Genomic DNA, 25,052 nt, shown 5'->3' with positions numbered 1-25,052 from the left:
TGGGTATATGGCTGTAGGCTTCATTAAAATTTATCTGTAGATATATACCCTTATTAGTGGGGTAATTTTCTCAATACGTGCTGATCTGATCTGAGCTGCGCTGCTGGATCTGGGGCTTGAAACCCCTCTCGCCCATCGCCGAGGGAGTGGAGCGAGACAAACAGCTTTACCGTTTGGCTCTCGACCGACCGAGGGTAGCCCGGAGGGCCGCAGGCGGGGGGCGCTTTTCTTTGCTTACTTTCTTTGGCGAAGCAAAGAAAGTGAGTCCCCGTCGCGGATTGCGACTGTAAAACATCGCGCCGAAGGCGCTAAAACGATCAACACGCATTGAGAACATCACCGTTGATGTTGGGTCGCCTTGATTTGCTCGATCAGCCAGCAGGCGGCCGGGCCGAGTTGGGCTTGGCGAAGCCACACCAGATCGACGTGGACGGCGCGTGGCCAGGTGGGAACGTCGAGCATCACCAGCCGGTTCTGCCCGAACATCTGCACCAGCCAGCTCGGTAGCGCTGCCCAGCCAAAATCGCGCAAAGTCATTTCCAGCAGCATCAGATAGCTTGGTGCCAGCCAGCAGCGCGGGCTGTGCGTGCTGGGCATGGTTTCGCTATAGCTGCTGAGTTTGAGCTCGCGATGCGCAGCCAGCTCGGCACTGCTGATCGTGCCTGCGCTGGCTAGTGGATGTTGCTGGCCGACATAAATGGCAATTTCGGTGCGGCCGGGCAGTGGGTGGCGGCAGACATCGGCTTCGTCCGATTCCAGCGCCCTGATCAGCCCCAGCTGCGCGCGACCGCTGCGCAGCAAGGCCAGCACATCCTGATCTTCGCCCACCAAGCATTCCAGCCGCAAAAGCGGAAATGCGCTGGCAAATTCGCTCAGCAGCGCTTCAAATTCCAACGACTGGAAGGTATCGGACAGCACAATACTGAGCTGTGCTTCTAGCCCGGCTTGCAGCGAACGCGCCTGATGCGTCAAATCGGCGTGGCTATTGAGTACGTGCCGGGCGTGGCTGAGCAGGCGGGTGCCCGCCGGAGTCAGGCTGGGCTGGCGCGAGCTGCGATCAAAGAGCTGCAGACCGGCGTCGATTTCCAGCTGGCTGATGGCTTCGCTAATGGTGGACTGGCTTTTGCCCAGATGCCGGGCTGCGGCGGAAAATGAGCCCAGCTGGGCGGCGTGTACAAAGGCATTCAGTGCGTCGATTGAATTGAACATGGCGGCGTTCCCGCTGTGTTGTGAACTGATGTATCGGATTATCCGATGGAAGCTAATTTAGTTCTATCGGTTCTTTGCTGGATAATCGCTGCATCCGTTTAACTCGTACAGGAAGACCCTCTTGCTGAACACGACTCATCAGTCCGATACCCTCTTATCGCTCCCGGAAAAAACCTGGCTTGAGCGCGCCGCCCACGCGCTGCTGTTTGAAGTGGGCGGCGTGATTCTGGTCACGCCGCTGGCCGCCTGGTTGATGGGTTCGAGCATGGCGCACGTGGGCGTGCTGGCGGTGATTCTGGCCAGTATTGCCATGCTGTGGAACGCGGTATTCAACTTTCTGTTTGAAAAACTGGAACGCCTGCGTGGCTGGCAGCGCACGCCGCCCATCCGCGCTTTGCACGCCTTGCTGTTTGAAGGCGGCTTTATCCTGATGGCTCTGCCGCTGACGATGTGGTGGATGGATTTAAGCCTGTGGCATGCGCTGGCGATGGATATTGGCTTTTTTCTGTTTTTCCTGCCCTATACCTATTTGTTCAACTGGGGCTACGACACGCTGCGTCGCATGTATTTCCGCCGCGTTTGCCCGGCCTAGCCCGCTAGATTGTGAACACGCTTTCAACCTAAAGGTCTGCTGACTAGCCCAGGCGGCGATCAACACCATTCCACGACATGCTGACCGGCTCGGGGGCAACATCAGGGTGGAGCAGCTTGTATTGAGCCAGTGCATCGTGCACGTGGGCAAAAAAGCTGTCGGCACCCAGTGCGCTGGTGACGCCGTAGCGGTCAAACGCCTCGCGCAGCGGGCGGTTGCAGCGGGCAAACTTCAGATCAATGCCCGCTTCTTCCAGCAGGCGATTGAGCGTCAGTAGCTGCTCGGCGGCGGTAACGTCGAGAAAAGTGATAGCTTGCGCGTCAACCAGCACCCAGCGCGTGTCGCCGTCTTCGGCCACCAGCTGGCTGATGCGGTCAACAAAATAGCTGCTATTGGCAAACAGCAGCGGCGCATAAAAGCGGTAAACCAGCAGGCCTTGCAGATAGCGCGATTCGCCGCTTAAATGCGCCTCAGCCACATCATGAAAGCCCTTGCGACCAGCCACCGAGCACAGCACGGCATCAAAGGGGCGCGCCATAAACTGTATGAGGTATGCCAGTGAAAGCAAGATGCCAACGATGATACCTGGCAATACCCCCACAATCAGCACGCCTGCGGTGGTGATCAGCGAGAAAATCGCCGCAGTGCGATCAAGCCGGTACATCTCGACCCAGGTGCGCACCTCGATCAGGTTTAGCCCGGCAAAAATCAGCAGCGCCGACAGTGTGGTCACCGGCAGATAGCGCAAGGAGCCGGACAAAAAAAGCAGAAACAGCAGCAAGAGCAGGGCGGCAAACAGGCCGGACATCACCGATTTGCCGCCAGCCGCGTCGTTGATTGCCGTGCGCGATTGGCTGGCGCCCAGCGCAAACCCCTGCCACAGGCTGGCTGCCACATTGGCCAGCCCCAGCGCCATCAGCTCACGATTGGGGGCAATTTCATAGTGATTTTTTTGTGCAAAAGCGCGGGCCAGCAAAATGCCTTCGGGCATCGCCAGCAAGGCAATACCGGCTGCGGCGGGCAATAGTGTGGTGATCTGGTTCAGGCTGAGTGCTGGCCAGGCCAGATCGGGCAGCCCCTTGGGCAAATCACCCAGTAGCGCCACGCCATGCTCGGCAATATTGAGCAGATACGCGCCGCCAATGGCCACGATAAACAGTAAAATCGCCGCAGGTAGCTTGGGCTGCAGCTCGCGCAGCAGGGCCAGAAACAGGATGGAAAGCAGGCCGATAATCAGGCTGGTGGCGTGGATCTGTTCATGGCGGGTGATTAACTCGAGTACACGCGGGAAAAAAGCCGTTTCGTGCAGGCTGAGCCCGGTCCATTTGCCCAGCTGGCTGGCAATCAAAATCAGCGCTGCGCCATTCATAAAACCGAGCAGTACCGGTTTGGACAGCAAATCGGCCATCGCGCCCAACCTGGCCTTGGCCGCAATCAGCATCAGCACGCCCACCAGCAGCGTCAGTACGCTGCTGAGCATCAGGTATTGCGCCGGATTGCCATTGGCCAGCGGTGTAATGGCCGCCGCCACCAGCAAGGCGAGCGCGGCATCCGGCCCGACAATCAGATGGCGCGAGCTGCCCAGCAGGGCGTACACCAGCATGCCGGCCAGCGCCGTATACAGACCATACTGGGCTGGCATGCCAGCCAGATCGGCGTAGGCCACGCAGGCCGGAATCAGCACCACGCAGACGCTGATCCCTGCGCCCAGATCGTCGGCCAGATATTCGCGGCGGATTTTGGCCAGCCCCGATTGAAGCAATAGCAGCCGAAGCATTTGCCTGCTTGCGGCGATTGCCGATGGTTTCGCCATTGTTTTTATCCTATTGCGAGCATCCCTGTTTTCAGCTTAGCCAGCAAATTGTGTTCTGGCGCACGATCTTCTTGCCCGGTTTACGCTGTAAGCTTTGCCAAAGGCAGGGTGTGAATATTTACGTTAAGATCAGCGCACTTCTTTTATGGTGTGTTGCTGTGCGCCCACGCGGTTTTCCTGCCCTTTTTCTGCCCTGCCGTGCCACGATGGCCAGCTGGCTAGCGCTGCTGGCCATCGTGGCGCAGCTGTTGCTACCGTTTGTGCATGCGGCGGCGATGGATGCGGGCGTGAAAATGGCCTGGTGTGGCACTGGCCCAGCGCCTGCTGCGCTCGATAGCAGTCAAGCCGAGATCGCCGCGCTGGCCAGCGAGAGCGGTGACGCCAAGCTGATCGTTAAATGTGCTTTGTGTTCGGTGGCCGGGCTGAACGCCACTACACCGCTGCAAGCCCCGATCAGCCTGCCTTTGCTTGCGCCGCTGCAGCATGCCGCCCCGCCGTGGCAACAGGCTTTTTTCTCCCCGCAGTCATTCTCCATCCCGCCGCCACCGCGCGGCCCGCCGCTGATTTCCTGATCAATCTATCTAGTGTCTGCTGACTTCGGGTTTTCAAGCCCAGGGTCAACATTAAATATTCTGCAAATCTGGCTTGCTGCGCTGCGGCGAGTGGTATTTCCGCGCTCGTATCAGTCAGGCGGTGTTTGCAGCTATGGATTCGATCAGCCCTGCTGCACTGGCAACAGGGCTCGCTGAGTCTGGCCGCCCGCTGCGCGCCAGACCGTGAGGAAAAAATGTCTGCTACTCCAACTTTGCGCAGCAGTGTCTGCGCCGTCCTGGCCACGCTGGGCCCTGCGAATGTGTTTGCCAGCGAAATCACACAATTGGATGAAATTGTCGTCACCGCTACCCGCGAAGCCACGCCGCTGGCCAAAGCGCCGGTGTCGATGGGCAAGGTGAACGAGAAAACTATTTCTGAGACCAAGCCGACTTTTATTGGTCAGGTACTCGATAAAATCCCCGGCGTGCATATGACCGATCTGGGCAATGAGCAGCACAATATGTCGATTCGTCAGCCGATGACTTATTCGGCGGTGTATCAGTATCTGGAAGACGGCGTGCCGATTCGTCCGGTCGGTATTTTCAACCACAACGCGCTGTATGAAATCAATCTGCCGGGTAGCGATGGCATTGAAGTCATCAAAGGCCCGGCATCCAGCCTGTATGGCAGCAATGCAGTTGGCGGTGCAGTCAATTTCACCACCGCTGCGCCCAGCGCGACATTGAGCTGGAATGCTGCTGCGCAATTGAGCTCCGAGGGGTATCGCCGTGTAGACCTTGGTGCGTCTAACTCCTGGGGTGATACCGGCTTGCGTATCTCTGGCTATAGCGCCACGCGTGGCAACAGCTGGCAAGACTATAACGCGATGAATAAAACCGGCCTGACTGCGCGGCTGGATCACTGGTTGAGCGATTCGCTGCTGTGGAAATCGGTGCTGACCTATTCCAAGCTCGATACCGATATGCCCGGCAGTGTGAATGAGAGCGACTATCAGACGCGCCCCGGTTATTCGTATCAGACCTTTACCACACGCCAGGTTGAAGCCCTGCGCGCCAGTACCGGCTTGGCGGGCGAATTGAACGAAGGCGGCTTTAGCAGCGCCACGCTGTATTACCGCGACAACAGCACCTACCAATTGCCGAGCTATCTGATTTTCAATACCGGCCCGAGCTCGGCCAGCGGGCGCACCACTGACAACACCTTCACCTCGCTGGGCCTGAGCGCCTTTCATCGCCAGCAATGGGGCGATTTGAAGCTAACTGTGGGGGGCCTGATCGAGGCCAGCCCGAATGACCAGCGCGAAGTGAATCTGTCTATCGTGCGTGATCCGAAAACCGGCAAATACCTCAGCTACCAAACCGGCAGCGTGCGCCGCGATTACCGTGTTGATCTGGGCAATCAGGCGCTGTTTGCCGATGCCAGCTATGCATTGGCGGCGGGCTGGGCGATCAATGGTGCAATCCGTTACGATCGGGTGAAATACGATTTCACCAATCATCTCACGCCGTCGGCCACCACCGGCGCGGCTTCGCAAACGCAATCGTTTGCCGCGACTTCACCCAAAGTCGGCTTTACCTGGGATGCGGCCAGCCAGGTCTTTGTTTACGGTGGCTACAGCCAGGGCTTTACGCCGCCCGAAGTCGGCTCGCTATTTAGTAGCGCCACTGTGCCCGATCTGAAATCAGCCAGTTTTGATCAGTTCGAGCTGGGCGCGCGTTTTTCGCCGCTGGCTGGCGTGAAGGTCGATGCAGCGGTGTACCTCCTCGACGGTCAGGACGAGCTGGTGAGCTACAGCATTATCCCGGGTAAATCCGAGCCGCGAAATGCGGGTAAAACGCGGCATCAGGGGGTCGAGCTGGGGCTGGACTGGGCTGTGAATCCGCAGTGGAGTGCCCGTCTGGCTGGCCAGTACGCACAGCATCGCTACCGCCAGTACAGCCCGTCACCGAGCGAAAACTACGCGGGCAAGGACATTCCGGCAGCCCCCAATTGGCAAGGCACGCTGGAGCTGGCCTACAAGCCGTTCAGCCAGGCCAGACTGGCCTTGGAAACGGTATACCTGGGGCCGTATTGGATGGATAGCGCCAACACCGTTGAGTACAAGGGACATACCCTCTTTAATTTGCGGGCGGAGTATCGCCAGCAGAACTGGACTTTCTGGGCGCATGCGCTCAATTTAAGCAATGCGCATTACGCCGAAATGGCCGCGTCCAGCTATAAGGGCAGCGGTGCACATAGCCCTAATACGCAGGACACCTATAGTCCCGGCGCGCCACGCAGTTTCTTTGTGGGCGTGAGCTACGCCTTTGGGGCCAAGGGGGAGTAGCCATGAAACGCGAAGAAGTTGATCTGGCTGCCCAGAGCACGCAGCGCAGCAAGGGCAGCAGGCTGGGCTGGCTGAATCGCTGGCATAAAAAGCTGGCGTGGGTGGCCGGGATTGCGGTGATTTTCTGGGGCTTAACCGGCGTATTGCACCCGATTATGTCGGCGCTCTCGCCCAAGGTGCAGCCCTTGCCCGCGCCAGCGGCGCTGCCTGCCGATCTGCATCCGGTGACGCTGCACAGCCTGCAGCTGCCCGCCGGGCAGATCCAGTCGGCCCGTTTGCGTATGCTCGGCGAGCAACCGGCGTGGCGGATTGGTTTGCAGGGGCAGGCGAGCGGCCTTTGGTATGACGCGCAAAATGGCAAGCTGCTGGTGAATGCCGACGCGGCCGAGGCCGAGCGTCTGGCGCGTGCGCTGGTGGGCGATATGCAGTCGCCCATTGCGCGCATCACGCCGATTACCGAGTTTAGCCGCAGCTATCCGGCCATCAATAAAATGCTACCGGTCTGGCGGGTCGAGTTTGCCCGCGACGATGGCATGGTGGCTTTTGTCGATACCGAAGGGCGGCGTCTGGCCAGCTTGTCCGACCAGACCAAACGCAGCCTGATGCCGGTGTTTTCGCTGCTGCACACCTGGAGCTGGGCGAGCGAGCCGGTGAAAAAAGTCGGTATCACGCTGGTGCTGGGCATTGCGCTGCTCAGTATGCTCGGCGGCTTGTGGATGTACTGGCTACGTTACCGGATGGGCACGCTCAGAAGCGAGCAGCCGCGTTTGCGCCGTCTGCATCGGGCGCTGGGTCTGGGCGCTGGCGTCGCCGGTCTGGTGATTACCGTCTCCGGTTTGACGCATTTATGGCTGCAAGCTGCGCCGTTTCAGGCAGCCAAAGCGCAGCCCTTGGCGCAATTGCCCGACTTGCACCATATCCCACCCGGCGTGGCGGTGCTGACTGCGGTGAATGTCGCTGGCAAGGGGTATTGGCTAGTAGAACATGCTAAGAAAGAGCTACAGGGCAATACCCCTGTGTCAGCTCATCAGCATCACGCCAGCATCGCGCCATCGCAGCTGCCGGACTATCTGGACGCGCACGGCCAGCCACAGCCGGGTTTGGCGCAGATTCATGCCATGCAACTGGTGCGCCAGCTGGCTCCGCACGATGCCACAGTGCAAAACGCTTCGGTGAGCAAGGTTAGCCTGATCAGCCAATTTGGCGGCGAGTACGGTTTTTTCCAGAAACGGCTGCCGGTCTACCGCGTCGATCTGGCGCTGCCCGATCAGCCCAGCTGGTATGTTGAGCCAGCGACGGGGACGTTTTCTACCCGCGTTGACAATGCCGATCGTTTTGAAGGCTATCTGTTTGCCAATCTGCACAAATGGCACTGGCTCGATGGTTTGGGCAAAACCAGCCGCGATGTAATTCTGGCCGGTTTTGCCGCTGTCAATGTGCTGCTGGCGGTGATGGGGCTGTGTTTATTGCGGCGGGCCAAGGGTCGGGCTGGCGGTAGAGCTGGAGGTCGAGCTAGCCGCTGAATCGGGAGAGGATGATTCGGCGGTATTTTTAAGCGGAACCTGACTATCGCGCACCTGATTGCGCCCGTTCTGTTTGGCAAAAAAGACCGCCAGCTCGGCTTCCTGTACCAGATAGCCGGGGTCAAGTTCGTGGCTGGCGATAAAGCTGGCGCAACCGATGCTGGCACAGATATGGCCGGTGGGCGATTGCGGGTAGGGGATCTGTAGCTGGTGAATCACATCGAGCAGGCGCAAACCGATGTTCTTCGCGCCGATCAGTGGCGTATACGGCAGCAGTACCACCAGCTTGTCGCCGCCAAAGCGGGCGATCAGGTCTTCCGGGCGGCGCAAAGTGCTTTGCAGGGCTTTGGCAATTTTCTGCAGGCATTGATCGCCAGCCAGATGGCCTTCCTGCTCGTTAAAGCGGGTGAAATGATCCAGATCGATGATCAGAATGGAGATTTCGCTGCCTTGCCGCCCGGCCAGCCGCCAGAGGTTTTGCAGCGTTTCATTGAAAAATGTGCGGTTGGGTACGCCGGTCAGCTCGTCCTGATAGGCATAGCGACGCAGCGATTCGGCGCGCTCTTGCAGGATTTCTTCGCGCATTACCGAGTTGGTGACGTCGTGAATCTGGATCAGCGCAAATTGCTCGTCGTTATACTGCGGCAAAGGCGTGATATGGATGGCCTGTTGCATGCGCGTGGGCATATCGCCTTGCTGCTGCGGGGCGCGAAACAGATTGAACGGCGCTTTATTCAGCGATTGCGACAGCGTGGCCGACAGGTTTTTATGCAGTGCCTGCTCCAGCGCCTGAAGCAGACGGCTGTGCTGCAGCTCGGGGCAGGCTTCAACCAGCCGTAGGCCGGCGACCTGATCGGCACTAAGCCCGGAGGCGCGCTCAAGCCAGTGATTCCACAGCACGATTTCGCCGCGCTGATTGAGCAGGATAATGCCCAACTCCAGGGTATCAAACGCGCTATAGAGCAATAAAGGATAACGATTATTCATGATGTATATGGCCCTGAGCTAATCAGTAACTGGCCTGCGGCCCTATACCTGATAGAAATTTCTCGATTTCATACACCAGTAAATCCAGTGAATCCGAATTCATGATGAAAATGACATAACCTTCGATTTTGCGATCAGCCAGCGTGAACTGGATATGCAGCAGCATGACCAGCTGTTCGGGCTGACAGCGCTGCAGCACTTCCTGACTGCTGCCGATGTGCAAGATGGGCAGGCCGCAATGAAATTGCTGCTGAAATACTTCGGATAGCGAGGCCAGGCAGGCATTGAGGATGATATTGCCCACCTCGGCCAGCGCGTCTTGCTCAAGCTCGGACAGGTACTCGATCGGCATGTTTTTGCCTATCATCAGCCGTACCAGCTCTAGCGAGCGGTTTTCGGGAAAAATCAGAAAAGCGTGGCCATTAAAGCAGCCGTCAAAATCCTGCTGGACACCGCAAATGCGCAAATTGCTTTTTGAGAGCAGCTCGCAGGCGTTTTCCAGCGTGTAGAACTGGATATTGGGGACCGAAAGCAGGACTTCTTCACCGACCATCTGGCTCATTGTGGCGGCAGCCTGCCCGACGCTGATATTGAAAATCTCGCAGATGGCATCCTGCTGCAAAGGCGTAAACTCGCGCATTATTGGCCCTCGGCAAAAGCAATAATCTGCAGCAGCGTCTGCTCGTTGATCGGTTTGGGAATGAAATAGAGACTGGCACCGGCAGCGCGATCGCGCGTGCTTTGCTGCACATTGGCCGTGAGCAGAATGATTTTGGCTTCGCTTTGCAGCGCATGCAGCTGGCGGGCGGCTTCAATGCCATCCATGCCCGGCATGTTCAGATCCATGCTGACCAGCTGGACGGTTTCGCGGATGGCATGGTCAATGGCTTCCTGACCGTTGGCGGCCTCCAGAAAATGCCAGTCGGGGCGCAGATCGGCCAGCTGCGAGCGTAGCATCAGGCGTGAAACTCGGCTGTCGTCAACAATAAGCATGGTGAAGGTCATCGTAGGCTGCCTGTGGTGGAATAATCCACTTTAGCAGTTTTTATTTGAAGCGCAGCCGGGCTGGCCTGGTGTCAGTAGATTCACTTCCGGCTGCAAATGCATGGCTAGGCGAACGCCCATATGGGGCGCTTTGTCTGGCACTCGGGAAGTAAGGTATGCAATTGAGTTGGAAATGGATTGCCCTGTTGTCGCTGCTGATCCACGCCTGCCTGATCGTCTGGCTGCCGTACACGCCGCCTGAGCGCGCCAGCGCGGTGATGATGGTGCTTGATCTGCTGCCTTCGTCATCTGTTCCACCTGCTTCATCGGATCAGATTGCAGCGCAAAAACCCGCCGCCCAGCCCGTACCGCAACCTGTACCGCAAGCCGTAAAGCAGTCGGGCAAAGCGCCGCTATCGCGTGCCCAGCCTGGCCAGCTGCTACCGAAGCGACAGCAGCTAGAGCAGCCCGCCCCGGCTGCGCAGCAAAGCCCAGCTGTCGCCGCGTCAGGAGAGAAAGTCGCTACTGAAGCGGCGACAGAGCGCCTTGCCGCAGAGCGCAATCCAGCCGCTTCAGCAGGCCCGCATTCAGCCACAGCCAGCAAAGTATCTGCTGTAGATAGCGCCGGCGCTGCTTTGCTACGCCATCCGGCACCGGATATTCCGCGCAAATTGCGCCAGCAAAAAGCCAGTGGCACGGTCAGGCTGCGCATTGTGCTGGCGGCCAGCGGAGAGGTGCGCGAGGTCGAGATTATGCAAAGCAGCGGCTATGACGCTTTTGATCAAGTGGCCAGAAAGCAGGTTTTGAATGAATGGACATTCAGAGCGGCGAGGCGCGGTGGCGTGGCGGTTGAGAGCGAGCTGATTCTGCCGCTGCGTATGCAAGTGATCGATGAAGCGACGCCCTGACAGTGCTTGCTAGATACTCGGCTCGCTTAAATCGGGCTGCTGTACATTGGGCGCCAATAGCGGCAGATGCAGCGTAAAGCGGGTAAATTGCCCCGGCTCGCTATCGAGATACAGCTCGCCGCCCAATACGCCGGTGGCCAGATTGTAGGCAATATACAGCCCCAGCCCACTGCCGCCCTTGCCCAGCTTGGTAGTGAAAAACGGATCGAAGACGCGTTTTTGCAGCTCGCTGCTGATACCGCAACCATTGTCCTGATACACGATGCGGCAATAGTCAGGCGCGAGCTCGGCCAGCGAAATGGTGATTTGACCTGAGGGCAGGCTTTCAAAACCGTGCAGAACGCTATTCAGGATGAAATTGCTGAAAATCTGCTCCAGCGGCCCCGGATAGCTGTTGAATAATACGCCAGCCGGAATCTGGTTTTGCACGCGATGCTGTGTGTGTTTGAGCTGCGGGTGCAGCATCAGCAGCACTTCGTCGATCAGCTCGGCCAGATCGAATTCGCGACGCCTGGTGCTGTCGGTATCGACGGCAACCTGCTTGAAATGCGAGACCAGATCGCTGGCACGACGGATATTGCGCTCGATTAGCTGGCTGGCGTCCAGATTGTTGCTGATATAGCTTTCCAGCGTCGATTTTTTCAGCGCATTGCTTTGCAGCTGCTGATCAAGCTCCTGGCTGCTGGCGCTCAGGGCGCTGCTGCAGGTCAGCGCTGCGCCCAGCGGGGTATTGAGCTCGTGCGCTATCCCGGCGACCAGGCTGCCCAGTGCGGCGAGTTTTTCCGACTGCACCAGCTTGTCCATCGCCAGATGCAGCTCCTGATTGCTTTGCGCCAATGCCTTGGTGCGCTCCTGCACCCGGCTTTCCAATGCTTCGTTCGACTCGATCAGCCGCACATTGAGCTCGTGAATCTCATGCTGGAACAGCCTGCGCTCCTGATTGGTCATCGCGCGCACCGCAATATCGGCGATCTGGCTGGCGTGCTGGATATCGTCCGGAATCCAGTTTCGCTGTTCGCCACGGTGCTCGAACATCAGCACATAATGCTGATTGCTGCTGTGAACCGGAAAAGCCAGGATGGATGGAATCTGGCGTGGTTGCAGATAATATTCGGCCAGATCCCAGCCGTCGGGGTGGTGCAGCGCGTCGTGGGCAATCAGCGATTTGTGGCGCGACATCAGGCGCATAAATACCGGCGCTGCCGAGGCCAGAATCGGTGCTTCGTGAATAAATTGCCCGCTTTGGCGACAGTACATACTCAGGCAGCTGAGCTGATCGGCCTCGTACAGCCACAATCCCACCCGATCCAGATTCAGAATCCGGGTTGCCGCCTGGGTAATTTCGGGGCAGAACTCGTCGGGTCTGCCGTGCTCGATGGCCGGGTGATTGGCCAGATTGATCAGCATGCTGCCCACGCTCAGGCGCAGGCCGGTTTTTTGCTCCAGCTCTGCGCGCTGTTCAGGCTGGCTGCTGTTATTGAGCTGCTGCTGAAATTCAAAACCGGCTTTCAGTTCGGCTAGCGCCAGCGGCATATTAAATAAGGCTTCGGCATAGCTGGCGGCTGCCAGATGCAGGCGCATCAGGATGTGTGAGAAGTCATTTTCCAGCGCAATGCGCTGGCCTTCGTGAATGACATCGAGCGCTTGCTGCCAGTGTTCGCGCCGGGCGTGGATTTTGGCTATTGCGCTGTAGATATTGGCTAGCCCCCACTGATAGGCGACCTGTTGCGCCAGCTTGAGCGCATTGTCGAGCAAGTGCATGGCCAGATCCAGATCGCCTTCGTCCAGCGCGATTTCGCCCAGCCGGTAGTAGGATTCGGCGGCGTAATCGGGGAAATGGTGGATCAGACACAAATCGCGTGCGCGCTCCAGAATTTGTCTGGCTTCGGTATTGCGGTGGCAGCGCAGCAGATTGACGCCCAGATTGATGTAGATTTTGGCTTCCAGATACGGATCGTTGACTTCATCAATGCGCGCTGCGGCGGCCTGATGAAACTGGATGGCCGCTTGAGGATCGTCCAGCGCGTCGTAAATCTGCCCAACGCCCACTTTGGCCTGCATCCAGGTTTTGGCGTCGCTCTCGGCCAGCTCGATGCAGGTGAGCCAGTTTTGCAAGGCGGTACGGTATTCGCCCTTGGTGTAATGCAGGCGGGCAATCTGCTCGTAAATCCGTGCTTCCAGAATAAAATCATGCAGTGCCTGCGCCTGCTGGACTGCTTCGTACAGCACATTGCGCGCTTCAAAAGCGCGGCCTTCGTGATCCATGATTTTGCCGTACAGCTCGGCGGCGCAAATCTGGTAATAGGGCTGGCGCAGCTCGCGCGCCTCGGTAATCAACTCAAGGCAGGCTAGCCGTGCCGCTTCGGGCTGACTATGCCAGATGTGTTCGATTTGGATGAGCTGGGCGGCCAGATCGGATTGCACGGTGCTTTCCTGTAGTAATAAACGCTTGGGTCTGTTTCACTAAACCCGCAATGAATAAATCCAGTGTGGCATAGTTTTGGGTTTTTTCTGCCGTTTCTGGCCACCCTGTGTCTAGGGCGCGCGCAAGGGGATTTCCAGTTTTATCAGGGTGTATTGCCTTGTAGAGCTTTCTACATATAGCCTGCCGCCCAATACCTCCCTGGCCAGATTGCTGCTGATATACAAGCCCAGCCCGCTGTGCGCCTGATCGCCATGCACAAAAGGCTCCATCACATGCGCGAGCATACCGGGCGCAATGCCGCTGCCGTTGTCGCAACAACTGAGCACCAGCTGCTGGCCGATTTGCTGGGCGTTCAATTCGATCATGCCGTTGTCTCTGCCAGCCAGACCATGCTGCAGCGAGTTCTGGATCAGATGCGTCAGAATCTGCTCGAGCGCGCCGGGGTAGCTGTCGAGTTCAATGGCCGGATCAATCGCCAGCAAAATCTGCTGCGATGGCCCGGCCAGCGAGCGCGACAGGATTCTGACCAGATCCTGCACGGTCTGATACAGATTAAAGGCGCGGCGGCGCTCGCTGCTGGTATCGACGGCCACCAGCTTGAACTGGCTGACCAGCTCGCTGGCTTTGGCGATTTTCTGCTCGATGCTGCTGCTTTGCATGTGGATGGTGGCCACCATGCCGAGCAGGTCGGATTTTTTCAGCGCATTGTCGGCCAGCTGCCGCGCAATTTGCGTGCTGCTCTGATTGAGCGACTGGCTATACAGCAGCGCTTCTTCCAGCGGCGTCACCAGCTCGCTGGCAATGCCCGATACCAGCCGCCCCAGTGCGGCCATTTTTTCGGTTTGCACCAGCTGGTGCATGGCTTGCTCCAGCTCGTGGTTACTTTGTGCCAGCACTTGCGTGCGCTCTTCTACGCGTTGTTCCAGCTCGGTGTGCGCTTCGCTCAGGCGTGCATTCAGAATATGGATCTCATCCTGGAAATGGCGGCGGTCTTCGTTGCTGAGCGCACGTGCGGCGATATTGCTCAACTGATGGCCATATTGCACCTCATCGGGCAGCCAGTTGCGCTGGGTGCCCTGATGTTCAAACATCAGCAAAATCTGTCGCTCGTTGTACTGGAGCTGGAAAATCATCACTGAGTGCACCTGCCGTGGTAGCAGATAGTGCTGTGCCAGATCCCAGACGTAATGATGGTGCTCGGCATCGTGCGCAATCGTCGCCTGCTTGCGGGCCAGGCTGGAGAAAAACACCGGAATCTGCTCGCGATACAGCGTTAGCCGGGCAGGATAGAGGCGTTGTTCGCTGCAGTACAGATTATCCAGCTGTACCTCATTGGCGCTGAGCTGCCAGATGCTGACGCGATCAAGCTGCAAAATATCGCAGCCTGCCTGCGCAATCAGCGGCCAGAAGTCGCTGCTGTCGCCGTGTTCGATCAGGTGGTGATTGGCCAGATCAACCAGCTTGCTGCTGGTGCTGGCGCGTAAATTGGTTTTGCGCACCAGAGCATCGTTTTCTGCGCTCTGATTGCTGTGCTGCAAATGCGTTTGCAGCGCAATACCGGCTTTCAATTCGCTAATCGCCAATGAAATCTGGCCGGTCTGTTCGGCAAAGCGGGCCGCCGATTGATGCAGGCGCATCAGCACCGGGGAGAACTGTGCGGTGCGGGCAATGCCCTGCGCAATAAACACCCGCTCCAGCGCCGCCTGATCATCGTGCTGGCGCGAATGAATCAGCGCCATATTGTGCAGAATATTGGCCTCGCCCCAGCGGTAATTGACCTTGCGCGCATAGTGCAGCGCATTGCCCAGCAGCTCCATGGCCTGATCGAGCGCATTTTCCTTGAGCGAGATTTCGGCCAGCCGGGAAAACGACGTGGCGGCATAGTCGGGAAAATCATGCTTGAGGCATAAATCCAGCGATTGAGTAAGCGCCTCTTCAGCGGCTTTGAGTGAATCGAGCTTAAGCTGGACGACGCCGATATTGATCAGGATTTTGGCGTGCAGATAGGGATCGTCCACTTCACCAATGCGGCTGAGCGCCTTGTTGTGAAACAGCAGCGCGGTCTGGCATTCGCCCAGCGCATCATAAACCTGGCCGACGCCCACCTTGGCCAGCATCCAGACGCTGGCTTCACCTTCCTTGAATTCGGATAGCTCGATACAGCGTAGCCAGTTTTGTAATGCGGTGGGGTAATCGCCTGCAGTGTAGTAGGAACGGGCTATCTGCTCGCATACCCTGGCTTCGAGCTTGAAATTATGAATCGCCTGCGCCTGTTGCAGCGCCTCGTAGAGCAAATTGCGCGAGCTGATTGGCTCGCCCATATGATCCATGATTTTGCCGTACAGCTCGGCAGCATGGATTTGCAGCAAGGTGGCATGCTGCTCGCGCGCCTGCCCGATCAACTGCTCGCAGTGCTGGCGAGCCAGATCGGGCTGCTGATGATAAATGCCCTGGATGTGCGCCAGCTGCGCGGCAAGCTCATCGGTCATCGTGGTTGAATTAGGCATAGGGGCTTGAACAGAATCGGCTAAGCGGGAGGGGCCACAGTATCTCGACTCAGGTCAAGACGGTGTCCCCTAAAACGGCCAGCAGGTCGCTGTGGCAGCATAGCTTACTTGCCCGAGTGAAGCTATGTCGCCACTGCGAAAACCCTGATCAAAGTGCCACGATCAGTCGCCCTTGTCTTTACCCTTACGCCGCAGCCAGTGACGGGCTGTGTCGTGACGAGCGCATATTGCCCGGTTTCAGGCGGCGCAAAGCCTGGCCAGCCGCGTTAAAGACGTGGAAAGACTGGCACGCGGCGCTGATTTCGATGCTGCAGCCCAGCGCCACATCGCGCTCGCCATCGCCGCGTACGACGATGTCGCTGCCATTAGCTAGCGTGATATACAGATAATTGGCTTCGCCCAGATGCTCGACCAGATTGACCTTGCCGCTAAATTTTTCGCAGTCGGTGATGCCTTCGAGCCGCTCTTCCTGCAGATGTTCGGCGCGAATGCCAACGGTGACCTCGTCGTTGACTTGCAGATTTGCCGCGTCAACCATCGCACGAATTTCCTGCCCGCCTGCCAGCGTGATATACACGCCGCCCGCGTCAATCGACGTCACCCGGCCTTTGAGCAGATTCATTTTGGGCGAGCCGATAAAAGTCGCAACGAATAGATTCGCCGGTTGCTGGTACAGTTCCAGCGGCGTTCCCGCTTGCTGGATATGGCCGCCTTCCATCACGACGATTTTGTCACCCAGCGTCATCGCTTCAACCTGATCATGCGTCACATACACCATCGTTGCGTTCAGATCGCGGTGCAGTTTGGCAATTTCCAGCCGCGTCTGCACGCGCAGGGCCGCGTCCAGATTCGACAGTGGCTCGTCAAACAGGAAGAGTTTCGGCTCGCGAACAATCGCGCGACCAATCGCGACACGTTGACGCTGACCGCCCGACAATTCACGCGGTAGGCGTTCGAGCAAATGGTCGATTTTCAAAATTTTGGCGGCATTTTTGATGCGAACATCGATTTGCGCTTTGTCTTCACCAGCGATTTTGAGGCCAAAAGCCATGTTTTTATACACGCTCATATGCGGGTAAAGTGCGTAGCTCTGGAACACCATCGCAATGCCACGCTCAGCAGGCGATAAATCATTCACTACCGCATCGCCAATCGACAGCTCGCCGCCCGTGATCGATTCAAGCCCGCACAACATGCGCAGTAGCGTTGATTTACCGCAGCCCGACGGGCCAACCAGCACAACGAATTCGCCATGTTTGATATCGAGATTAATGCCGTCCAAAACCTTGGCTTTGCCGTCGTAGGATTTGGAAAGGTTATTGAGTTTGACTGTTGCCATGATAGTTTCCTTTATTCCTCCTTGGGGTATACCAAGGAAGATCAATATTCATTTAGCTTTGAAGGCAATACCTATTTTTTCTTGCGATGCTCAGGTGGTGTGCAGATCAAATGCAACGATAATTAAAGCCGCACTATGTTCTCGGCAGGGATTGGCGCTAATGCCGCGCGGCACTTCCTTTCTTTGCTTCGCCAAAGAAAGGAAGCAAAGAAAGGCGACCCGTGGCGCAGTCGGCTCCGCCGTGCCCTCTCTCGTTGCGAGCCAAACGATAAAACTGTTTGTCTCGCGCCTCACTCGGCCTGCTTGGACGGGACTTAAGCCCCAGACCAACGAGCGCGGCTCTGCACAATCAGCCATATGTACAAACAACACGCCTTATTTCACCGCCCCCGAAGTCAGGCCGCGGATCAGTTGACGCGAGAAAATCGTGTACATAATCAGCACCGGAATCACCGCCAGGCTCAGTGCGGCGAGAACGGAATTCCAGTCGGTGACGTATTGACCGATAAACTGCTGCACGCCGAGCGTCACGGTTTGTGTTTCTTCACCGGGCGCTAAAATCAGCGGGAACCACAGATCGTTCCAAACCGGAATCATCGTAAACACGGCCACGGTGGCAACGGCAGGGCGAATCAGCGGCAGGATGATCTGGAAGAAAATTTTGAACTCGCCTACGCCATCGCAGCGTGCCGCTTCTTTCAGCTCTTTCGGGATCTGCGAAATAAATTCGCTCAAAATCATGATCGCCAGCGGCAGGCCTTGCGCGGTGTACACCAGAATCAGCGCGGTCAGCGTATTGATCAGATCAAGTTTGACGATCAGCTCCAGAATCGACACGGTGCCAAGCCGAATCGGCACCATAATGCCGATCGCCATATATAGCGCGAGCAAGCGATTACCACGGAATTTATATTCCGACAGCGCCCACGCCGCCATTGCGCCAAACAACAAAATCAGCGCCAACGACACCAGCGTCACCGTTAGGCTATTGCCGAAATACAGCATGAAATGCGACTTGGCGATGACCTTTTCGAAACCGCCGATAAAAAAGGTCTCGGCATTCGGCAGTGCGAGCGGGTCGTCAAAAATCCCGGTGCGGCTTTTAAACGCGTTAATCAGAATCAGGATGATCGGGAACAGCGCCAGCAGCGTGTAGCCGCCCAGCGCCAGATGCACGCCGGCTGCTGAGAGCGGTTTGCGTAGATTTTTCTTCATAAAACAATCCTTAAGCGATTGAGGATGTAGGTCGGGGTCGCGCAGCGTAAGCCGACAATATTTGCCGGATTACAAGCCGGCCTACAGCTCGTAACGCGTCAGCTTGCGCTGAACAAAATAGAAATACGCGCCGACCCCGGCAAGAATGACGAGGAACATCAGCGTGGCCACGGCCGCGCCCATCGTTGGGCTGCCGATCTGGCTCTGGTAGCCAAAGAAGGTGCGGTAGAACAGCGTGCCCAGAATATCGGTGCTGTAGTTCGGCCCGGCGATTGCGCCTTTGACCGAGTAAATCAGATCAAAGGCATTAAAATTGCCAACGTAAGTCAGAATCGTCACCAAGCCCAGCGTGGGCAAAATCAGCGGCAGTTTGATTTCCCAGAAAATGCGCCACGCTGAAGCGCCTTCGACGTGCGCGGCTTCAACGATGTCTTCGGGAACTGCGAGCAGCGCGGCATAAATCAGCATCATCGGGATGCCGACAAATTGCCAGACCGAAATCAGCGCCAGCGTAATCAGCGCCGAGCCTTCTTCACCGAGCCATGGCGCGAAGTAATCAACGAGACCGACTTTATCCATCAAGCCTTCGGAAACACCCCACAAAGGCGACAGAATCAGCTGCCAGATAAAGCCGATAATCACGACCGACAGTAGCGTTGGCAGGAAAATCAGCGTGCGATAGTGGCGCGCGCCCTTGAGCCCTTTGAGCGAGAGCAAGGTGGCCAGAATCAGGCCAATCGGGTTCTGGATCAGTAGGTGGATCAGGAAGAACTTGCAGTTATTCCACATCGCATTCCAGAACGACTCCGACCAGGCCGGGTCGGTCAGAATCGTGATGTAGTTGGCCAGGCCAACAAAGCTGGTTTGGCCAGCGTCATTGCTGGTGAAAAAACCCAGACGCAGCGTATCGAGCAGCGGCAGCGCGCTAAAGACCGAGTACAGCAGCACGGCGGGGGCTAAAAAGACGGCGATATGCCAAGGCATGCGTTTCATCGCAAGCTCCCAAACAAAGTCCATGGCTGGCAGTGCCAGCGCAATGTGGCGGAAATAAAAAGAACCGGCGGTGGTGGATGGAACGCACCGCCGGCTGAAACCCACATCCATCACTGTGAGAGGAGGAGAGGAGGGTATAGCGCCATAGCTCATATTTAATATGATCTACATTGATATACCCACTTGATGGTCGTGTTGGCCCAGTGAGAAACCGGGTGGTTTATTTCTGCTGTGGCTTATGCCATTTGGCAAAACCGGTCTGGATTTTGGCGGCGGCGTCTTTCGGGGCCATTTTGCCGTTCAGCACTTGCGAGCTGACATTCCACAGCTCGTTTTCCATTGCTGGCTCGCCACGGTTCATGATCTGCGCGTTCAGGCGGATCGTTGAACCGCAGGATTTGCGCCAGTCGAGCATTTGTTTGGCCACTGGGTCTTTGACCGAAATCAGGTGGTTAGAGAGCGAGAAAAAGCCGGTGACTTTATTGGTGTACAGGTCGGCAAATTCTTGCGAGCCCAGCCAAGCGAGGAATTTGTAAGCCTCGGCCTTGTTTTTGGCTTTTGGATTGATACCCATGCCAATGTCGGTGTGATCCGAGATGTAGCACTTGTCGCCCGCTTTGGCGACTGGCGGCGGGAAGGCGCCAAAATCGAGGCCTTGCTGGTTAAAGTAAGCAATATCCCATGAGCCAGCTGGGTAGATCCCGGCCTTGCCCATTGCGAACAGATTCTGGCTGTCGGCGTAGGTTTGTGCTGACGCGCCTTTGCCCATATACGGGCCCCACTTGGCCATTTGTTCCCACGCCGCCACAAATTGCGGATCGGTAAATTTGGCTTTACCAGCGATCAGCGCTTTACGGCCTTCTTCACCTTTCCACGCGTTCGCACCGATGCTGGTGAACACGATCTGGTTCGATTCCCACTGATCGGCAGTGCCCAGTGCGATCGGCGTTTTGCCCGCTTTTTTCAGGGCTTCGAGCGTGGCGAAGAATTCAGCCTGCGTTTTTGGCTCTTTCAGATTCAGGTCTTTGAAGATTTTCTTGTTGTAGAAAAAACCATGCATCACCGACGCCATCGGCATGCAGTAGGTGTTTTTGCCATCATCGCTTTGCCAAGCCACTTTGGCGGAGGGCGGGAAATATTCCATGCCGGGCTTGCCATCGAGTTTTTCCAGCTGGCCTTTTTTGAACAAGTCGAGGGATTTATCAAACGGGCGGCAGGTGATCAGATCGCCCGCTGTGCCGCCTGCCAAACGCGCAGTCAGCGATGAGTCGTATTCAGTGGGTGCGGTTGGTGTGAATTTGACCTGAATGCCGGGGTTTTTCTTCTGGAACGCTGGGATCAGTACGTCTTCCCACAGCGTTTTGTCGTCAACGCGCCATGATTCAATGGTGATGGTGCCAGCTTGTGCGGCGCTGCCAGCCAGCAATGCAGCGGTGATTGCGGCGCGAACTGATGCTTTGTAAAGCGTGTTATGCATGATCGAATATCCTCGTGTTGCCGTGATCTACTGCCACGGTGCAAGGAAATTATCACGTTGATTCATGTGACACGATTTTGCCGCTATGCTGAGCTGCTTGTTTTGCTAACTTACTGATTTATATCATTTATTGTGGTTTTTCTGCCTGATTTTCTGCCCGGCAGGCTTTACAAATATTAACGAAAGCCCCCATCGCCACGGGTGGCAAACTGAGCAAAAATAAGCCCAAGCGGGCGTATCGGCAGTGTGAATCGTGTTAGGGTTCGGCAAGAATATGTGATGTTTTATTACAATTTACTGTCCTTGCTTACGATATAGTGACCGCATCTTGGTGGAGTACACAACAGGTGTTTGAATACAAAGCAAAAATCAGTGTGCTGGGCTTGCTGTTCTGTGCCAACGCCTGCGCCAGCGAATCGGTCGATGTGCTGCATTGGTGGACTTCCGCCAGCGAGCGCGGCGCGACCCGGTTTTTGCAAAGTAAATTACTCGAAGAAAAAATCGAGTGGCGCGATGCTGCGATTCCCGGTGGTGGCGGTATTGGCGCAATGCGTGTACTCAAAAGCCGTGTGCTGGCCGGCAAGCAGCCTGCGGTAGCGCAATTGATTGGCCCGGCGATTGCCGAATGGGCCGATCTGGGGCTGATTCTGGAGCTTGATCAGGTGGCCAAAACCCATGGCTGGCACAAATCGCTCTCGCCCACGGTCAGCAATTTGCTGATGCACCGCGAACACACGGTGGCGGCACCGCTGGGGCTGCACCGGATCAATAATCTGTATTACAACGTTCGCCTGTTTCGCCAGCTCGGTTTGCCCGAGCCGCGCAGCATGGATGATTTCAAACGCGCAGCGCTGCGGCTGGCCGCGGCCAATATTATTCCGCTGGGGCAAAGCAGCGAGGCCTGGCAGGTGGCCACACTGTTTGAAACGCTGGTGCTGATGGAAGGCGGGCCCACTTTTTACCGCGATGTCTTTGTCGAGCGCAGCGCCACCGCCTATCTGGATGCGCGCTTTGCCCGCGCTCTGAATCGCTTGCGCCAGATGCGCACCTATACGCATGTGGGTGCTGGCAAATTGCCACGCGAGCAATCGTGGACCGACGTGGCCCAGCAGTTTGCCGCCGGACAAATTGGCATGGTGATTATGGGTGACTGGTTCAAAGGTGAATTGCTGAGTATGGGCCAAAAGCTCGACACCGATTTTGCTTGCACCACCGTGCCCAATACCCAGCAATATCATCTGTACAGCATTGATAGCTTTGTGATGTTCAGCGGCGATTATTCGCAGCAAACCGTGCAGGAAAAGGTGGCGCAACTGATGGTGTCCATGCCGGTGCAGCAGGGCTATAACCGCATTAAAGGCTCGGTGCCGGTGCGCCGTGATCTGGACCCCAAAGCCATTGCCGCGCTCGATCGTTGTGCCGCCAGCTCCTGGCAGACATTTAACCGTGGCAAAGTGGTGCAGGCGCCCAGCCTGGTACACCGCATGGCCACCGACGAAAAATTCAAAGACGCCATCGTGGCGCAAATCCAGAAGTTCTACCTGGACGACAGGATCAGCGTGGCCGATTACCAGCAGCGCATGTCGGCCATGGTGCGGGCTCTGAATATACAAGAAGGAAATATGGAATGACGCGAAAAATCCTGATCGTCGATGATGACCAAAAAACGCGCATGCTGCTCAAGGCGTATCTGGAGCGCAATCAGTACGAAGTGCGCCTCGCGCACGATGGCGAGAGCTTTCATCAAGAATTCGAGCGCTGCCGCGACGAGCTCAGCCTGGTGATTCTGGACGTGATGCTGCCCGATACCGACGGCTTTGTACTGTGTCAGGCCGTGCGCAAGCAATGCAATGTACCGATTATTATGCTCACAGCCAGCTCGGATGACACCGACCGTATTGTCGGGCTGGAGCTGGGCGCCGATGACTACATCGCCAAACCCTACAACCCGCGCGAATTGCTCGCCCGCATCAAGGCCATCCACCGCCGCGCCGGGCTGGATAATGCCCACACGGGCGGGCGCTATTACCGCTTTGTCGGCTTTACGCTCGATACGGTTGAACGCACTTTGCATTCGCCCAGCGGCGATTCGGTCAAGCTGACCGGGCTGGATTTCCAGCTGCTGAAATTCTTTCTCGAGCATCCCGGGCAGATTCTGGATCGCAGCCAGCTGGCCGAAGAAACGCGCGGCCGCGACATTGGCCCGCTGGATCGCTCGCTCGATGTGCAGGTCAGCCGTTTGCGCCAGCGCCTGTCGGATGACGGCAAGCAGCCCAGCCTGATTAAAACGGTGCGTGGCGCAGGCTATGTGCTGTCGGCCGAGGTGAGCCTGAGCAATGTCTGAACCGCGCATTACGGCGGCGATGATCGAAGCCGGGCAGGAGCTGGCCAGCCCCAGCACGGCGCGCTGGCGCACTGAGGGCAATGAGCAGCCCGCCCTTTTGTCTGATCGCAAGATCGGTCGCTGGATAGGCCGCTGGGTTGGCCGCCGCGCGCCCAACTGGGTGGAGCGCTTGTTGCCAGCCAGCCTGCTGGCCCGCTTTCTGCTGGTGATGGCGCTGGGGGTATTGGCGTCGCAGCTGCTGGGTAATCTGATCTGGGCTACTTATCTCAAGGGTAAATCCGAGCAGGAAGTGCGGCAGGCTTCATTGCATCTGTCGTCGGGCGCGGTGAGCGCGATCCGCTATTTTCACAGCCTGCCGCTCAATTACCGCCAGCTGGTGATCGAGCAGATCCGCGAAATCGGCGGGACACGTTTTTTCATCAGCGCCAATAGTGATCTGGTTGAGCTGGAGGGTATAGAGCCAGAGCCCTTGTCCAATGTGGTTTTGGAGGCAATACATCAGGATATTTCCAGTAAACTGCCGCAGCTGCATGCTGTACGCGTCAGCTTTGCTTGGCCTGACAAGCTGGCGGTCAATAATGATGGCACCCTGATTGCCGAGCTGCCCGATCACTGGATCAAAAACACGCTGCTGATCAAGCCGCGCCCCGCGCCCGTATTGGTGATTCAGGCGCAACTCGAGCCAGGGCAATGGCTGTATCTGGCCACGCTGATGCCCGACCCGTTTTTTCTGGAAAACAGCAATCCCTTGCCGCCCGAGCGCTGGCTGCTGCAATTTGTCACCTTGCTCACCGTCTTGCTGCTCAGCTGGGTGGTGGCGCGCTGGATTACCGGCCCGCTGGCCGCGCTATCGAATGCTGCCGAAGCCTTTGGCAAGGGCGAATCTCCGGTGTTGCCAGAAACCGGCAGCGTCGAGTTTGTCCGCACCGCGCAAGCCTTTGCCGCCATGCGCGAGCGCATTGTGCGCTATCTGGAAGACCGCGAAAAACTGTTTACTGCGATTAGCCACGATTTGCGCACGCCGATTACCCGGCTGAAATTGCGCACCGAAATGCTGGATGACGACGCCACGCGCGCCGAGTTTCACGAAGATCTGGATGAGCTGGACATGATGGTCAAGGGCGCGTTGCAAAGCGTGCGCGATTCCGATATTCACGAAAACCACACGGCGATTAGTCTGGATGCCATGCTCGGGCGCATGGTGCGCGACGCGCGCTTGGCTGGCCACGAAGTGGCGTTCACCCGCTGCGGCCTGCGTGTCAAAGGCAAACCGCTGGCGCTGAAACGCGCCATCGGCAATCTGCTCGACAATGCGCTGTTTTATGGCCAAAGCGCCGAAATCAGCGTGTTTGAAGGCGTGGGCAAATGCGTGATCATCATCCGCGACCACGGCCCCGGCGTACCTGAAGAAGCCCTGCATACGCTGTTCGACCCCTATGTGCGGCTAGAGCACGGCCGCCACAGCAATAGCCACGGCCACGGGCTGGGCTTGGGCATCGCCCGCAACATCATCCAGGCGCACGGCGGCGAGCTGGTGCTGAGCAATCACCACGAAGGCGGATTGCAGGCGATGATTATGCTGCCAGCGGATTGAGTGTGATGAAAAGGTAAGACTGTTACTAACCTTTTGGCAAGTAAAGCCATTTTGGCGGGTATCGACCCATTGCCGACACTCAGTATTCGGTGCCATGAGTGGCTGGTAATGGATATGAAGATGCCGCGTCCCGGCCAGTCCGGCTAAATGCCTTGTTAGGGGTTGGTGAGAAGAGCGAAGCAGGCAACGCGACCCAAAACTAAAAAGCCACCAGCGCGCTGAGCACGAAACCACCAGTAACCCAAAACAGCAATAAAAACG

General features: G+C 57.2%; 19 protein-coding genes. 8 read left to right on the top strand and 11 right to left on the bottom strand.

The window, feature by feature from the left end:
• Window positions 1-336 precede the first annotated feature (336 nt).
• Entirely contained in the window at window positions 337-1,209 is an 873-nt protein-coding gene (locus ABHF33_RS04845) for a LysR family transcriptional regulator (RefSeq protein ID WP_348945889.1), read from the bottom strand.
• 121 nt (window positions 1,210-1,330) lie between these two features.
• Here ABHF33_RS04845 and ABHF33_RS04840 point away from each other — a divergent pair, with 121 nt between their 5' ends.
• Window positions 1,331-1,801 (top strand): multidrug/biocide efflux PACE transporter, encoded by a 471-nt coding sequence (locus ABHF33_RS04840; protein WP_348945888.1) that lies wholly within the window; start codon window positions 1,331-1,333, stop codon window positions 1,799-1,801.
• 43 nt (window positions 1,802-1,844) lie between these two features.
• Here the strand turns inward: ABHF33_RS04840 and ABHF33_RS04835 are convergent, their stop codons facing one another.
• Window positions 1,845-3,614 (bottom strand): SulP family inorganic anion transporter, encoded by a 1,770-nt coding sequence (locus ABHF33_RS04835; protein WP_348945887.1) that lies wholly within the window; start codon window positions 3,612-3,614, stop codon window positions 1,845-1,847.
• 206 nt (window positions 3,615-3,820) lie between these two features.
• On the opposite strand from ABHF33_RS04835, the gene ABHF33_RS04830 reads away from it, so the two are divergent.
• The 3 genes from ABHF33_RS04830 (at window position 3,821) to ABHF33_RS04820 (ending at window position 8,018) form a co-directional block, all read left to right on the top strand.
• Window positions 3,821-4,186 carry a DUF2946 family protein gene (locus ABHF33_RS04830; RefSeq protein WP_348945886.1) on the top strand — a complete coding sequence of 122 codons (366 nt, stop codon included), beginning with the start codon at window positions 3,821-3,823 and terminating at the stop codon, window positions 4,184-4,186.
• A 215-nt stretch (window positions 4,187-4,401) separates the two neighbouring features.
• On the top strand, window positions 4,402-6,495 hold the full coding sequence (locus ABHF33_RS04825; protein ID WP_348945885.1) for a TonB-dependent receptor family protein: 2,094 nt from the start codon (window positions 4,402-4,404) through the stop codon (window positions 6,493-6,495).
• A gap of 2 nt (window positions 6,496-6,497) precedes the next feature.
• On the top strand, window positions 6,498-8,018 hold the full coding sequence (locus ABHF33_RS04820) for a PepSY-associated TM helix domain-containing protein (protein ID WP_348945884.1): 1,521 nt from the start codon (window positions 6,498-6,500) through the stop codon (window positions 8,016-8,018).
• On the opposite strand, the gene ABHF33_RS04815 is transcribed toward ABHF33_RS04820, so the two are convergent.
• From ABHF33_RS04815 to ABHF33_RS04805, 3 genes are read right to left on the bottom strand one after another with little or no spacing between them, the layout of a single operon-like run.
• On the bottom strand, window positions 7,959-9,005 hold the full coding sequence (locus ABHF33_RS04815) for a diguanylate cyclase (protein WP_348945883.1): 1,047 nt from the start codon (window positions 9,003-9,005) through the stop codon (window positions 7,959-7,961). The two genes, ABHF33_RS04820 and ABHF33_RS04815, sit on opposite strands and share 60 nt — an antisense overlap.
• Window positions 9,006-9,027: 22 nt before the next feature.
• Complete coding sequence (locus ABHF33_RS04810) at window positions 9,028-9,645, bottom strand: chemotaxis protein CheC (RefSeq protein ID WP_348945882.1); 618 nt, start codon at window positions 9,643-9,645, stop codon at window positions 9,028-9,030.
• Window positions 9,645-10,010: a response regulator gene (locus ABHF33_RS04805; RefSeq protein ID WP_348945881.1), complete on the bottom strand. Its 366-nt coding sequence runs from the start codon at window positions 10,008-10,010 to the stop codon at window positions 9,645-9,647. The genes ABHF33_RS04810 and ABHF33_RS04805 overlap by 1 nt, the downstream gene beginning before the upstream one ends.
• A gap of 155 nt (window positions 10,011-10,165) precedes the next feature.
• Between ABHF33_RS04805 and ABHF33_RS04800 the strand changes: the two genes are divergently transcribed.
• Complete coding sequence (locus tag ABHF33_RS04800; protein ID WP_348945880.1) at window positions 10,166-10,897, top strand: energy transducer TonB; 732 nt, start codon at window positions 10,166-10,168, stop codon at window positions 10,895-10,897.
• Window positions 10,898-10,906: 9 nt separating this feature from the next.
• Here ABHF33_RS04800 and ABHF33_RS04795 read toward each other — a convergent pair whose 3' ends face one another.
• From ABHF33_RS04795 to ABHF33_RS04770, 6 genes are all read right to left on the bottom strand, one after another.
• Window positions 10,907-13,321: an ATP-binding protein gene (locus ABHF33_RS04795; RefSeq protein ID WP_348945879.1), complete on the bottom strand. Its 2,415-nt coding sequence runs from the start codon at window positions 13,319-13,321 to the stop codon at window positions 10,907-10,909.
• A 111-nt stretch (window positions 13,322-13,432) separates the two neighbouring features.
• Window positions 13,433-15,829 carry an ATP-binding protein gene (locus ABHF33_RS04790; protein WP_348945878.1) on the bottom strand — a complete coding sequence of 799 codons (2,397 nt, stop codon included), beginning with the start codon at window positions 15,827-15,829 and terminating at the stop codon, window positions 13,433-13,435.
• Between the two features lie 184 nt (window positions 15,830-16,013).
• On the bottom strand, window positions 16,014-17,168 hold the full coding sequence (locus tag ABHF33_RS04785; RefSeq protein WP_348945877.1) for an ABC transporter ATP-binding protein: 1,155 nt from the start codon (window positions 17,166-17,168) through the stop codon (window positions 16,014-16,016).
• A 375-nt stretch (window positions 17,169-17,543) separates the two neighbouring features.
• The gene (locus ABHF33_RS04780) at window positions 17,544-18,383 is read right to left on the bottom strand and encodes a carbohydrate ABC transporter permease (RefSeq protein WP_348945876.1); all 840 of its coding nucleotides are present in this window, start codon (window positions 18,381-18,383) and stop codon (window positions 17,544-17,546) included.
• 81 nt (window positions 18,384-18,464) lie between these two features.
• Window positions 18,465-19,376, bottom strand: a complete 912-nt coding sequence (locus ABHF33_RS04775; protein WP_348945875.1) for a carbohydrate ABC transporter permease — start codon at window positions 19,374-19,376, stop codon at window positions 18,465-18,467.
• 220 nt (window positions 19,377-19,596) lie between these two features.
• On the bottom strand, window positions 19,597-20,853 hold the full coding sequence (locus ABHF33_RS04770) for an ABC transporter substrate-binding protein (RefSeq protein WP_348945874.1): 1,257 nt from the start codon (window positions 20,851-20,853) through the stop codon (window positions 19,597-19,599).
• Window positions 20,854-21,200: 347 nt separating this feature from the next.
• On the opposite strand from ABHF33_RS04770, the gene ABHF33_RS04765 reads away from it, so the two are divergent.
• The 3 genes from ABHF33_RS04765 to ABHF33_RS04755 are packed head-to-tail and all read left to right on the top strand — an operon-like array spanning window position 21,201 to window position 24,791.
• Entirely contained in the window at window positions 21,201-22,484 is a 1,284-nt protein-coding gene (locus ABHF33_RS04765) for an ABC transporter substrate-binding protein (protein ID WP_348945873.1), read from the top strand.
• Entirely contained in the window at window positions 22,481-23,197 is a 717-nt protein-coding gene (locus ABHF33_RS04760; protein WP_157669378.1) for a response regulator, read from the top strand. The genes ABHF33_RS04765 and ABHF33_RS04760 overlap by 4 nt, the downstream gene beginning before the upstream one ends.
• Window positions 23,190-24,791, top strand: a complete 1,602-nt coding sequence (locus tag ABHF33_RS04755) for an ATP-binding protein (RefSeq protein ID WP_348945872.1) — start codon at window positions 23,190-23,192, stop codon at window positions 24,789-24,791. The genes ABHF33_RS04760 and ABHF33_RS04755 overlap by 8 nt, the downstream gene beginning before the upstream one ends.
• Window positions 24,792-25,052 lie beyond the last annotated feature (261 nt).

Source organism: Chitinibacter sp. FCG-7, from assembly GCF_040047665.1.
Lineage (GTDB): Bacteria > Pseudomonadota > Gammaproteobacteria > Burkholderiales > Chitinibacteraceae > Chitinibacter > Chitinibacter mangrovi.
The sequence above is the reverse complement of the archived record's forward strand: the minus strand, read 5'-3'. Positions and strand labels throughout refer to the sequence as shown.